Annotated in this window: 11 protein-coding genes; 4 read left to right on the top strand and 7 right to left on the bottom strand. The window is 67.4% G+C overall.

Annotation, left to right across the window (positions count from 1 at the left end; genetic code table 11):
• The 3 genes from AC1DT6_RS04620 to AC1DT6_RS04610 form a co-directional block, all read left to right on the top strand.
• A partial coding sequence (locus AC1DT6_RS04620) for an esterase/lipase family protein (protein ID WP_477114523.1) occupies positions 1-1,172 on the top strand: 1,172 nt, incomplete at its 5' end.
• Complete coding sequence (locus AC1DT6_RS04615) at positions 1,173-1,817, top strand: hypothetical protein (protein ID WP_441627864.1); 645 nt, start codon at positions 1,173-1,175, stop codon at positions 1,815-1,817.
• Positions 1,818-1,915: 98 nt separating this feature from the next.
• Positions 1,916-2,920: a T6SS immunity protein Tli4 family protein gene (locus AC1DT6_RS04610; protein WP_441627862.1), complete on the top strand. Its 1,005-nt coding sequence runs from the start codon at positions 1,916-1,918 to the stop codon at positions 2,918-2,920.
• A 676-nt stretch (positions 2,921-3,596) separates the two neighbouring features.
• On the opposite strand, the gene AC1DT6_RS04605 is transcribed toward AC1DT6_RS04610, so the two are convergent.
• From AC1DT6_RS04605 to AC1DT6_RS04575, 7 genes are all read right to left on the bottom strand, one after another.
• Positions 3,597-4,058 carry a hypothetical protein gene (locus AC1DT6_RS04605; RefSeq protein WP_441627860.1) on the bottom strand — a complete coding sequence of 154 codons (462 nt, stop codon included), beginning with the start codon at positions 4,056-4,058 and terminating at the stop codon, positions 3,597-3,599.
• Positions 4,059-4,302: 244 nt separating this feature from the next.
• Positions 4,303-5,787, bottom strand: coding sequence for an FAD/NAD(P)-binding protein (locus AC1DT6_RS04600; protein WP_477114522.1), 1,485 nt, complete (start codon positions 5,785-5,787; stop codon positions 4,303-4,305).
• A gap of 7 nt (positions 5,788-5,794) precedes the next feature.
• Positions 5,795-7,084 carry an acyl-CoA dehydrogenase family protein gene (locus AC1DT6_RS04595; RefSeq protein ID WP_477114521.1) on the bottom strand — a complete coding sequence of 430 codons (1,290 nt, stop codon included), beginning with the start codon at positions 7,082-7,084 and terminating at the stop codon, positions 5,795-5,797.
• A 28-nt stretch (positions 7,085-7,112) separates the two neighbouring features.
• Positions 7,113-8,066: a substrate-binding periplasmic protein gene (locus tag AC1DT6_RS04590; protein WP_441627854.1), complete on the bottom strand. Its 954-nt coding sequence runs from the start codon at positions 8,064-8,066 to the stop codon at positions 7,113-7,115.
• Between the two features lie 21 nt (positions 8,067-8,087).
• A complete protein-coding gene (locus tag AC1DT6_RS04585) occupies positions 8,088-8,921 on the bottom strand; it encodes an ABC transporter ATP-binding protein (RefSeq protein WP_441627852.1) in 834 nt (277 codons plus the stop codon).
• Entirely contained in the window at positions 8,915-9,976 is a 1,062-nt protein-coding gene (locus tag AC1DT6_RS04580) for an ABC transporter permease (RefSeq protein ID WP_441627850.1), read from the bottom strand. Before AC1DT6_RS04580 ends, AC1DT6_RS04585 begins: the two co-directional genes overlap by 7 nt.
• Entirely contained in the window at positions 9,957-11,024 is a 1,068-nt protein-coding gene (locus tag AC1DT6_RS04575) for an ABC transporter substrate-binding protein (protein ID WP_441627848.1), read from the bottom strand. Before AC1DT6_RS04575 ends, AC1DT6_RS04580 begins: the two co-directional genes overlap by 20 nt.
• 192 nt (positions 11,025-11,216) lie before the next feature.
• Between AC1DT6_RS04575 and AC1DT6_RS04570 the strand changes: the two genes are divergently transcribed.
• Positions 11,217-12,215, top strand: coding sequence for a GlxA family transcriptional regulator (locus AC1DT6_RS04570; protein WP_441627846.1), 999 nt, complete (start codon positions 11,217-11,219; stop codon positions 12,213-12,215).
• Position 12,216 lies beyond the last annotated feature (1 nt).

Below are 12,216 nucleotides of genomic sequence, written 5' to 3'. Positions count from 1 at the left end.
ACACCGGACACGGAAGTGATGACGTTGTCCGGCTTGCCAGTGGATTCGACCCGGATGGCGTGGCCTCCGCACGCGCAGTGCTCACGCCAGATAGTGACCAGCGTTGCAAGGAAATAAGCTTTGATCCGCGCTCGCCCATTCCGGTCATCTTCCTGCCTGGCGTGATGGGCTCGCTACTGGCCAACAAGGACACCGGTGAAGAAGTGTGGTACCCGCCCAACATGGATGGCGTGGTTTCGGGCATTTCGGGTGCGATTTCTGTCATTGCAGGCTGGTTCGCCAGCGCCGCCGGGCGCGCGAGACGCTTCGACCCCGTACCGGCCGTGGTTGATCCCCGCGGTCCAGTCAAAGTAGGTAACAGCGGCTTGAGCGAGAAGGAGGCGAGGCGGCGCGGCTGGAGCACGGTGCACCGCTGGAGTTATCAGGCCACGCTGGCCTGGCTGGAGTACACACTCAACCACCCCATGCTCGATGGCAAGCTCCACGGCGAATGGGCACACGGTGATGCAGAGGGCGAGAAGGCCGCGCTGAAAGCCGTGCTTGGCACGCACCCATCCGATTACGGCGCCTATGGTCCTGGCGGACCGATTGACGCGTGCTCCGACGTGTTCAAGTCACTAATCAACTATCGCTATCCCGTCTACGCCATTGGCTACAACTTTCTGCAGTCGAATCAGGTCTCAGGCCAGCAAGTGCTGGACGGCATGGATTTCAAGGATCCCGAGAGCCAGGAGGTCACGCGCATCATGGGCATCCGGGAGATCTGCCGGGAAAACCGGACGGACAAGGCCATCATCATCACGCACTCGATGGGCGGCCTAGTGGCGCGCATGGCCTCGCAACTTTGCGGCGGCGCCAACGACATGCTCGGCGTGATCCACGGCGCGCAACCTGCCACCGGGGCGCCGCTGTTTGCCAAACGGTTCCGCACGGGGGGAGAGGATTTCATCAACAAGAGCCTGATGGGCCGCTGCGCGGCCGAGTTCGTGGCGATTGCCAGTAACGCGGAAGGTCCGATGGAGTTGTCGCCGATGCCGGATTACCACGATCGCAAGCCGTGGTGGATCTTTGTGGATAAGGCCGGCGAAGTACGTATGGCCTTGCCCAAGCAAAGCGCACTGGACGAGCTCTACATCAACGACGCGTGGTACGGGTTGTTGCCCGATAGTTAGTTGTTAGATCCGGCAGGGATTGTGAAGAAGCGCCTGGAAGAGGAAATGGATTCTTCCACTGTGCATGAACACTTTAAAAAAATGATGAGTAATGTAGTGGATCGGCAAAAGGAGCTGATGAACAACTACCACGCCAACACCTATGCGCTGTACGGAGACGGCGCGCTCGATCCACAACGCTCCGATGGCACGCATGAGCCTGACAAGCTGGAATTCAGTGAACCGGCGAAAAACCTGCAAACCTGGGGCAGGGTGGTGTGGCGGGGCGACCTTCCCGAAGGTGTCGGGGAAGCTGAGCTAAGAGCCGCTAAATGGGTGGGCGACGATCAGCACGGCGTACTCAGGATCGTGGTCGGGGGAAGAACTGTCACACTCACCGTGCAACAACAAGCGGTCGCGCCAAAGCCGGGAGAGAAAGACAACGGCATCATCCCAGGCGATGGCACCGTGCCGGCATGGTCTGCCGCAGCGCAAGGCCGTGGGGTGATACCGGATCTGTCGGAAACTAAAGCCACGGGCGTGCAGATGGCCTTTGTGCAAGGTGGCTATGAGCATCAGAAGTGTTTCGATCATCCCTGGACACGCTGGGCCACCCTGTACAGCGTGGCGCAGATTGTGCACAGCACCAAGGTGGCCTCCCAATGAATCCCAATCGGATCAGTTCACGCGTACTGCGCGCGGCCCTCTTCCTGTCGATATGTAGCCTGTCCGCCTGCGTGCGGACGGTTCCCGTGGAGCCCGAAATGACCAACAACCCCTTGCTTGCCGATCCGCGTCCGTGGTGCATTGGCCGACTTGTGATGGATCGCCCTGCTCGTAGCGGACTCAGCTACGAGAAATACGAATACTGGGGCAACAAGATTGATATTGCCAGAGATGTCAGCCCGGGAACGTTCCACTACAGAGTCGATGCGCGCGAAAGCGAGTTGCGAGCCAACAAGCGAATCATGTCCATCCCGCTCACCGATGAAATGATGAGAACGGGGGACAATGGTCTTCATAAGACCGATGCTCCTTGGCTGGAGCAAGCCGTTTCGCCCACACCCAATTCCCGTCTGTTGATTTTCAAAACGAAGGTGAGAGAGGATTACCCTTTCACCGCCGAGGGTTACGTGCTCGCCGGCAGCACGATGCTGACCATGAAGTTCGACGTTCAGCGCAGCAGCGGGATACAGAAGGTCACGCAACGCTCAACCGATGTATACCAAAATATCACTTACCGCGATGACTGGACGGTTCCAACGGAACGCGGCTTTTGCATTCCGGGTGCACTGATCGGCGGGCCTTCGCGCAACAGCGAACTGGCCGAGCAAACCATTGTCCTGCAACCCGGCCGAGCGTCCGCGTTTGTCATCAAGATGCGCGATGCGGTGGATGTGGATCAGCAATCGTCGCTGCTCAAAACCCTGCCCGATCTACGTCGGCAGTTGCGCGCGCAAGGCAGCGTCCAGATTCTGCGCGAAGGCAAGCGCCCGGTCGCGGGCATGGAGGCGGAAGAAGTGCTGTTTTCCATCAAGGAGGGTGGGAGCCAGCTATACCGTTTCTATCTTCTGGCGCCAGGGGTCCACCATTCGATGGCGCAACCGCACACCGAGATCCAGTTGAGGCTGGGAAGTGCACTGACCGATGCTGACAAGGATCGCGGGGTGAAGCCGGAAGAAGTATCTTCGCTCGTCGACGAGGCCGGCGCGATCCAGGCGTGGGATACGCTGCTCAACAGCATGCATTTGCGACCCGGGGCGATGTGATGAGTCGTCACGGAAAACCGGAGTATCGCTTCGATGCTGCCAAGGCTTGCAAACAGCAGTCGATTTAGTACGCAACGCATTCATCAAAGCCGTGAAAACAACATAGCAATGAGGCGTTACGATAACTCAAAGGGTGACTGGACAACAACGGTCGGCAGCAGCGTCGAGGGCCGTGACGCCAACAGGGGAGTGAGGCTTCGCGGCAGCGATTGATGGAACGTCTTCGGGAGCATCGCGGCTCCACTTCATGCGCCAACCGAGTTTTCAGCGAACAGGGGCTCGCGCCCATGTCACCCGCTTTCGCAGCTTGCCACCCGAGCGGTGACCTGAAGGGGGGCAGGCTACTGCGCTCAACTGGCGTGCGACCGGCCTTTTCTTGGCGGCCGGTCGACGCCTGCACACTAACTCGATACGAATCACGTTGCGGGCATGCCTGCCAATGGCCGCTGGGGTCACGCAGGACTTGGCGTGCCGACTGCAATTGATGCAGTTGAGTTTCTGAGACACGCTGTTCACGATCCGGCGCGGCCAGAAGATGCGCCGCCTCCTCGAACTACCTGCGGATGAGGTTACGCATGGAAGGCGAAAATAGCGCCGGCCCGTTCCCGGGCCGGCAGGAATCCCTTGCTACCTCTATTTCTCAGGGTCTTCGGCCCGAGCCGTGGTTCTCCCCCGGTCAGTCACGCATCGCCGGCATGGCGTTGCCCGTCAGCAGCACCGCCGCTTGTTCACCATACGTGACCACGTAACCGCCGTTGGACGCTTGCCATGCCTGGGCGCCTTGCCGGTCGGCGAACCAGAGTTGCTGGTAGTCGCCGAACTCGCCGAGGTCGAGACGGTAGCGGTCCAGTACCCTGGCGGGGCGGCCGTCGATGTCGCGTTTGCACGCGGACCAGCCGGCGTAGCCCAGTTCGGCCGCCAGCAGTTGCAGGCAGTGCTTGAGCTGTAGTGTGTGGCGCAGCCGGTAGAGTTCCGCGACGCTTTGCGCGCGTACCTGCTCGCGGTGGATGCGCCGGATTACCGGTAGCGCCTGCATGGCTTCTCCGGCGTGGAGCTGGCGCAACAGCCTGCGTGCATGGCGGCGCAGGAAATCGCTATTGGGAAGGCGGGATGGAGCGTTGAGCGTTGTGAGCCACATGTCATGTCCTTGCAATGCCGTTTCCCGCGGCGGCAAAAAAGGTCAACGTTGTGGTTCTTGCAACGAACTGGCGGTGCCGGGCTGGATCGCTCGGCGCCGTACGGTACGGGCAGGCAGGTGCGCTGGCTTTTGCGGGAGCGGGCGCCCTGCCGGCGCCCGGACGGGATTATATGCCAGCACCGGATGCCTTTGGCAAGCGTTGGCTGAATCAGGCTGCGCGTGCCCTTGGCCGGATGCCGGCCGGCTAGGCCGCCTGCGCCTCGGTCTCGGCCGTCAGTCCGAGTTCCTCCACCAGCCGTGCCGCCAGCGCTGCGGCCTGGTTGCGCACGTCGATGATGGTGCCCGACTCCCACAATGCCCCGCGCAGCGGTGCGCCCAGCGTGCTGAGGCCGGGCACGAGGCGGCCGCCGCGATCGAATACGCGGCCGCGCGCGTCGCCGTCGAGGCCAGACCCGGCTGCCGCCGGCCGCACCAGGCCGCGCGCCAGCAGGCTGCGCACCAGGGGCCGGGTGTTGCCTGCGTGCCAGCCGTACTCCGCGCCGGTGCAGTTGATGGCCGCGTCCACAGTGGAGGGCGCGGGCAGCGGGCGCGACAGGTGCAGGGCCACGCGGTGGCTTCTTCCCTCGCTCCCGTGACCGCCACGCYGCCAGCCGCTCGCGGTGTTCCCGTCATCGGCCGGCGCCAGTGCGGTGACGCGGGCGGCGTGTACGTGCAGGCGTCCCTGTGCGCGCACCGCCTCGAATACCGCATGCGTGGGCGGCGCGGCGCGGTGCAGCAGGTTGTCCCAGAAGGGCCGCACATGGCGCAGGAAGCGCTGGCGCTCCGGCACGCTGGCGGCCGCCCACAGCGGGCCGATGTAGGTACGCAGCGCGGGCGGCACGCTTTGCCAGTCGAGGCCTTGCGCCGTCAGTGCAGCGCTTTGCCGGCGCACCCGCCGGACCACGTCGCGCGCGGTGGGCGCGGCCAGCGCTACAGGTCCCGCTGCGGCCAGGAAGTCGTCGCAGGGGCCGGCGTTGTGGCGCAGCCAGGGTACCAGCGCACGCCGGGAGAACGCGTGGTAGGTGCCGGTGAAGCCGAGGCGCTCCAGCGTGGCGACCACGTCGAGCATGGTCAGGCTGGTGCCGATCAGGGCGATCTCGCGTGCGTTCGCGAGCCGGGCCAGTGCTTCGGGCTGCCAGGGGTCCGGCACGTAGCGGCCATCGGCTTCGAGCGCGTCGTCTTGCGCCAGCGCCGGCCGCGCGGGCTGCACGCCGGTGGCCAGCACGATGTGGTCCGTATCCCAGGCGCGGCCGTCGGCGCTGCGCACGCGGTGCGGCACGCCGATGGTCACGTCGGTGATTTCCGCTCGCACATGTTCCAGCGTGGCGTGCCCGGCCGCGCCTGCCAGCGCGCGCGCCAGGGTGTCTTGCAGGTAGTCGCCGTACACGCCGCGCGGAGCGAAGGCGTTGTCGGCCTCGGCGGGGGCGGCGTGACCATGGCGCACCAGCCATTGCGAGAAGTCTTCCAGCGCATCGGGGTGAAGGCTGAAGTTCAGCGCGGGCCCGTTGAGGTAGTGCGCCGGGTCTTGCGTGCTGTAGGCCAGCCCGCGCCCCGGCTCGGCACGCGGCTCGAACAGGTGGATGGCGAGCGGTGCGCTGCTGTCGCGCAGCAACCGGATGGCGGTCAGGGTGCCGGCCATGCCGCCTCCCACGATGGCGATGCGGCGTGGCTGGGAATCGGGTCGGGTCATGATGGTCTCAGGCGTTGGTGCCGGGCGGGTTGGCGTGTGCCGCGGCGCGCAGCGCCTGCTCGCCGGCGCTCACCAGGATGGCGTCGTTCTGCGGGGTATGGATGCGGCTGCACAGCACGTTGCGGTAATGGCGCTCAAGCGGGTTGCCGCGCGACAAGGCGGGGTTGCCGGCGAGCCTGACCGCAAGCTCGACGGCGGCGATGGCGTTGTCGGTGATGTTGAGCTTGAGCAGGTTGCTGTCCGTGGCGCTGGCCGGCGCGCCGGCATCGGCATCGGCGCTGAAGCGGTCCAGCAGGATGCGGTTGGCCAGCAGCCAGCTGTCGATGCGGCCCACCGCTTCCTGGAAGCGTGGCAGCGTGGCCAGCGGCGCGCCCAGGCTGCCGGGGGCGCGCAGGTTGAGCCACGCGACAAACCAGTCGCGGGCGCTGTGCGCCACGGCGTTGTACAGCGTGCCGAGCAGGGTGGATGTCCACACGGCCCAGGCCGGGTCATGGCGTTCCGCCCAGGCTTCGGGCAGGCGCAGGTCGACCGCATGGGCGGMGGACAGCGGGGTGTTGTCGAAGACCACGTCGTGGCTGCCGGTGGCGCGCATGCCGAGATGGTCCCAGGTAGGCAACACGGTGATGCCGGGCGCGTCGCGCGGCACCAGGAACACACCGGTGCGCGGGCTGGGCTCGTCGGTGCGGCCCCATACGGCCAGCCAGCTCAGCGCCGGGATGCCGGTGGAATAGATCTTGTGGCCCGACAGCAGCCAGCCGTCGCCCTGCCGGCGCGCCACCGTGGCCGGCAGGCCGCCGCGCGCGGGAGAGCCCAGCGCGGGCTCCACGCGCAGGGAATTGATCAGCGCGCCTTGTTCCACCGCGCTGCGTTGCACCTGTTCGCGGATGTCAGCCGGCCATTGCGTGTCCTGCGCCAGGTTGCGATGGCCGAGGATCTGCATCACCAGCACCAGTGCCGTGGACGGATCGCCCGCAGCCACGTGATGGACCACGCGGCGCGCTTCCGCCAGCCCGGCGCCGGCACCGCCGAGCGCGCGCGGCACGGTGAGGTCGAGCAGCCCGAGCTGGTGGAGTTCGGCGATGTTCTCGAAGGCAAAGGTGGCGTCGCGGTCATGCGTGGCGGCGCGTGCGGCAAAGCGCGCGGACAATGCGCGCAAGGCTTCGTCCGTGCGCAGGGGACGCGCCGCGCCGGCCGTACCGGTGGCATCGGGGGTTGGCGCGGCGGGCGTGAAGCCGCTTTCGCGATGCCACTCCGAAATCCGCTGCCGGCTGGTCGTGCCGGTGGGTTTCAAATGCATTCTTGCTCCTGTTTTGTCTGGTGGATGTTCAATGGCAGATCAGCCCGCTCTCGACCAGCATCATGTTGAAGGCGGCGTCGCCGGCGGCTGCATCTCGCAGCCGTGCAAGCCGCCCGTCGCGTTGCCAGCGCGCCAGCCAGTGCTCCAGGTAGCGCGCCGATTGCGCGTCAGGCTGGCGCAGCGTCAGCGTCGCGCCCTCGCCATCGAGCAGCAGCGGCGCCGCCGCGAAGAAGCGCCATTCCGGCAAGCGCATCACGCGCGCGATCAGCGCGGCATCTTCCGCCACCGCCGCGCACTCGCCACGGCGGAACGCCAGCAGCGACTGCAGCGGCGAGGGGTAGCGGCGAAGCCCGGCGCCAGCTCGGGTCAGGAGCGCCTGGAAAGGGCTGCCTTCGCTCACGCAGGCGGTCTTGCCGTCGAGCGCATCGAGCCGGCTTACCGGCGCGAAGCGCAGGGTCAGCAAAGTGCCGCGAGGCGTGCCTGGTGCCCGTACCGAGGCTGCGCGAGGATACGCGCCGTCCGCCGCCGCGCCAAAAGCGAGATCGATAGCGGGGTGCTCGTTGCCGCCGGCGCTGGCTACCGGCAAATGCCGCAGCCTGACCGGGACGCCCAGTGCACGGCCCAGTTCCGCGGCCAGCCCGGCTTCACCCGGATCGGGTTTTGCCACCAGCGGCCGGCCCGGCGGCGTCGGGCGCGGATACACATGCACGCCCACCACCAGTTCGCCACGCGCCTGGGCTTGGCGCAGCAGGGGACCGGGTTCGGCGTGCGATTGCCACGGCGTGCCGGCGAAGAGCCAAAGCGGCAGGGCGATCGCGCAAGCCGCCAGGGCGATCACGCCCGCCATGCGCCTTGTCGCCGCCGGGATGCCAGAGGGCAAGCGCGGCAGGCTACGCGTACGCATGCCGTCCGCCATGCCGCCTGGTAGCGGGTCGGGCCCCAGCCACCAGGTGCCGTGCAGATGCCAGAGCTCATCGGGCATGGCCGCCTCGCCTGCGTTGGCTTACCATCCCTGGCCCAGCCCCAGCAGGCCGAGGATCTCGCGGCGCAGCCGGATCAGTTCGGGGTCGTCGCGATGGCGCGGATAGTCGCGGTCGATCCTGAGTTCCGCCGTGATGCGGGCGGGGCGTTCGCTGAACACGATCACGCGCGTGGCCAGCAGCAGCGCTTCCTCCACGTCGTGCGTAACCAGCAGCGCGGTAAAGCGCGAGCGCTGCCACAGCGCTACCAGCTCGCCCTGCATGCTCAGGCGCGTCAGCGAATCGAGCTTGCCCAGCGGCTCGTCGAGGATCAGCAGGCGCGGCTCGTTGACCAGAGCGCGCGCCAGCGCGGCGCGTTGCGCCATGCCGCCGGACAGCTGGCGCGGATAGGCGCGGGCGAAGTCGGTCAGGCCCACGCGTGCCAGCGCATCGTCCACGCGGGCGCGCTGGCTGCCGAGCAAGCCGCGCGCTTCCAGGCCGAGCGCGGCGTTGTCCCATACGGTGCGCCACGGGTAGAGCGTGGGGTCCTGGAACACCACCACCCGGCTCGGGTCAGGCCCGCCGATCGGTACGCCATCCACCGCCAGCGTGCCGCGCCGTGGCGGCTCCAGCCCGGCCACCAGCCGCAGCAGGGTGGACTTGCCGCAGCCGCTGGGACCGAGCAGGGCAACGAACTCGCCCGGCTCCGCAGTCAGGCTGACGCGGCTGAGCACCGGCAGCACCTGGTCGCGCAGCGTGAAATGATGGCTGACCTGGTCGATGGTCAGGCGCACGCCGTTGCCGGCGGCGCCGGCCGTGTCGATGGCAGCTTGCGCAGGCTGGGCCCGGGCGGGTTCGTCGAGCACGGCGCTTACCATTTGACCACTCCTTTTTGCCAGGCCAGCAGGCGGTCCCGCGAGCGGAACAGCAAGGTGATGAGCCCTGAGAACAGGATCGCCATCACCAGCAGCGCGCCGTACATGCTGGCGTAGGCGGCCCAGCCCTGGGCCCATTGCAGGTACCAGCCCAGGCCGGACTTGACACCCAGCATCTCGGCCACCACCAGCACCGAGAACGATGCGCCCAGGCCCATGAACAGGCCGACGAACACGCTCGGCAGCGCCGCGGGCACGGCGACTTTCAGCACCAGGAAGCGCTCTTTGGCACCGAGGGTGCGGGCCACGTCGTAATACGCCGGGTCCACCGCCGCCACGCCAGACCACGTCAGCACCGTGACCGGGAACCAGGTCGCCAGCGCCACCAGGAAGGTGGCCGCGCTGGCGCTGCTGGGAAAGGCGAAGAACACGATCGGCAGCCATGCCGTGGCCGGCAGCGGCCCCAGCAGGCGCAGCACCGGGTGGACCCAGTAGCCGGCGCGGCTCGACCAGCCGATGGCCACGCCGGTCAGGAAGCCCGCCAGCGCGCCCAGCAGGTAGCCGGTGGCCAGCAGGCGCAGCGAGTGCGCCACCGCGTCGGCCAGCCGCGCATAGTCCTCGAGAAACACTTCAAGCAGCGCTTGCGGCGGCGCGAAGAAGGGGCGCGGCAACAGGCCCAGCTTGGCGGTCACCAGTTCCCAGATCAGCGTCAGCGCCGCGAGCACCAGCAGCCACGGTCCGGCACGGCGCAGCGCGGCGCCGATGCCGCCCAGCCGGTGCTGCACGAATGCCAGCACCAGCAGCACGGCGGCGATACCCGCGAACAGCGAGGCGGTTTCATGCGTCAGTGGCCAGTCTTCCGGCTCGGGCCAGAACTTCACCACGGCGGCGACGGCCAGCCAGGCCGCCGCGGCCAGTGCGCCGGCCAGCCAGACACGCGGGATCGCGGGCGCGGGCAAGGCCAGGAAGTCATCGGGCGCGTCGAAGGCATCGTGTCCGGCAAGCGCCTGTGCGCTGTCCAGCGCACCGCGCTGCCCGTCAGCCGAGAACGTTGGCATAGATGCGCTCCGCGAATTTGCTGGAATCGGTGCCGGGCCGGATCACCGACACCAGCTTGAGTTCGTCGGTGTATTGCGCCAGCTCCTTCTTCAGGTCCGCGCCCACCGGATGGTGGCCGTGCGTATGGCTCTTGAGCATGGCCACCACATCGGCCTGCGGCACCTTGGCGAACTCGGCGAAATGCCGCGCCGCGCCTGCGGGATTGGCCACCGTCCAGTCCTGCGCCTGCAGCACGGCGTGGGTGAGCGCCGAGGCGGTCTGCCTGTCCTCGCGGATCAGGCTGCCGCGAATGCCGAGCACGCAGCAGGCGCGGTTGGCGTATTCGTCCGACAGGTTGGTGGCGACCTCGACCAGGCCGCGCTCCTTGCGCAGCAGGTAGGTGCGCGGGTCGCCGTCGGCGGCGGCCTGGGCTTCGCCTTTTTCCAGCGCGATGCCGAGCAGGTCGGCCGGGTACTGGCGCCACTGCACATCGCGCACGGGGTCGATGCCGCGCTTGGCCAGCAGGATGGAAAAGAAGTTCTTGGCCGGGCTGGCCATGTCGCTGACGGCCACGGTCTTGCCCTTGAGGCTCTTCAGGTCGGTCACGCCCGAGTTGCTCAGGGTCAGCAGCCGCATGCAGCCGCCGTGGGTGGCCGCCGTCAGCTTGACGTCGAAGCCTTGCTCGAGCGGCTTGAGCCAGCGCAGCGCCATGCCCACGCCGGCGTCCGCTTTCCTGGTGGCAATGGCTTCGAGCAACTGGTCGGTCGAGCCGCCAAAGTTGATCAGCTCCACGTCCAGCCCGTGGTTGCGGAAGATGTTTTCCTTCAGCGCCGCGGCAACCGGCGCCAGGCACACGGAACTGGCGTTCCAGGCCAGCTTGACCGGCTTGAGCTGGCCGGTGGCGGCGCTGGCCCTGGAGGTCCAGATAAAGGGCGCGACGCCGCCGGCGATGGCGAGCGCGCCGGCGGCCTGCAGCCAGCCGCGGCGGTTCAGGGCGCCCGTGCTGCGCGGATTGCCCTCGGGCGAGGAACGGTTGACTGCGGACGGCTGCTCTGGCTCTTGGTGCATGACACTCCTCGGTAGGCTGCGGGATGTGGACGATATGCACCATGCTAAGAACTGGTTCACTGCAACAGAACGAATTTGTTGGCACAAGCTTGCACGCCCACCGACTAATGCGGCGGCTGCATATGCTTGTACCGGCGCGAGGGCGTGGCCGGCAGTGGGGTAAGATCGCCGCTTTCCATTCCGGTCAGATCGATGCAAGCGCAGGCAGTCGCCGCCCCACGGCGGGTGGATATCGTGGTGTACCCCGGATTCAAGGCCATGGAGGCGGTCGGCCCCATGACGGTGTTCGACTACGCCAATGTGCGCCTGGCCCAGCGCGGGCAGCCACCGGCCTACGCCACCCGGATCGTCGCGCTGGAAACCGGCCCGGTGCGCTCCGACACGCTGATGACGCTGGAGGCCACGGCCCGGCTCGATACCGTGCTGCTGCCGGACATCGCCCTGATCGTGGGCGCGCGCGATATCGAGCGCGCCATGGACGAAGCCCAGGGCATCGTGCCCTGGGCGCGCGCGGTGGCGCCGCGCATCGGGCGGCTGATTGCGCTGTGTTCGGGCACCTTCTTCCTGGCCGCCGCGGGCCTGCTCGACGGGCGCCGGGCCACCACGCACTGGGGCGTGGCCGCGCTGCTGCGCCAGCGCTTTCCGGCGGTGGAAGTGGATGCGGACGCCATCTTTGTGCGCCAGGGCAACCTGTGGACCTCGGCCGGGGTGACTGCGGGCATCGACCTGGCGCTGGCCGTGGTCGAGGAAGACCTTGGCCGCGAACTGGCGCTAGACCTCGCGCGTGAACTGGTGGTCTACCTCAAGCGTCCAGGGGGGCAATCGCAGTACAGCCTGCATCTGGCCAGCCAGGCCACCAGCCACGCCGGCATTCGCGGGGTGCAGGACTGGATACTCTCGGATTTGACGCACGACTTCACGATGGCGGAGATGGCGGGCCGGGTGGCGATGAGCGAGCGCAATTTCCGGCGCGTGTTCGCGCGGGAGACGGGTAGCAGCCCGATGGCGTTTATCGAGTCGGCGCGCATCGAAGGGGCGCGGCGGCTGCTTGAACAAGGCGAGCTGCCGCTCAAGTCCATTGCCGCGCGCACCGGATTTGGTTCGGACGAGGGGCTGCGGCGCGCGTTCCTGCGCCAGATGGGCATTACGCCGCGGGACTACCGCGAGCGTTTCGGGGTGGCGCAGCGATAGG

The sequence above is a fragment of the Cupriavidus sp. 01L45 genome (assembly GCF_056399885.1).
The sequence above is the reverse complement of the archived record's forward strand: the minus strand, read 5'-3'. Positions and strand labels throughout refer to the sequence as shown.

Coding starts and splice junctions, on each gene's coding strand:
- AC1DT6_RS04610 (WP_441627862.1), top strand. CDS start 1,916: ATGACCAACAACCCCTTGCTTGCCGATCCGCGTCCGTGGTGCATTGGC.
- AC1DT6_RS04605 (WP_441627860.1), bottom strand. CDS start 4,058: ATGTGGCTCACAACGCTCAACGCTCCATCCCGCCTTCCCAATAGCGAT.
- AC1DT6_RS04590 (WP_441627854.1), bottom strand. CDS start 8,066: ATGCCCGATGAGCTCTGGCATCTGCACGGCACCTGGTGGCTGGGGCCC.
- AC1DT6_RS04585 (WP_441627852.1), bottom strand. CDS start 8,921: ATGGTAAGCGCCGTGCTCGACGAACCCGCCCGGGCCCAGCCTGCGCAA.
- AC1DT6_RS04580 (WP_441627850.1), bottom strand. CDS start 9,976: ATGCCAACGTTCTCGGCTGACGGGCAGCGCGGTGCGCTGGACAGCGCA.
- AC1DT6_RS04575 (WP_441627848.1), bottom strand. CDS start 11,024: ATGCACCAAGAGCCAGAGCAGCCGTCCGCAGTCAACCGTTCCTCGCCC.
- AC1DT6_RS04570 (WP_441627846.1), top strand. CDS start 11,217: ATGCAAGCGCAGGCAGTCGCCGCCCCACGGCGGGTGGATATCGTGGTG.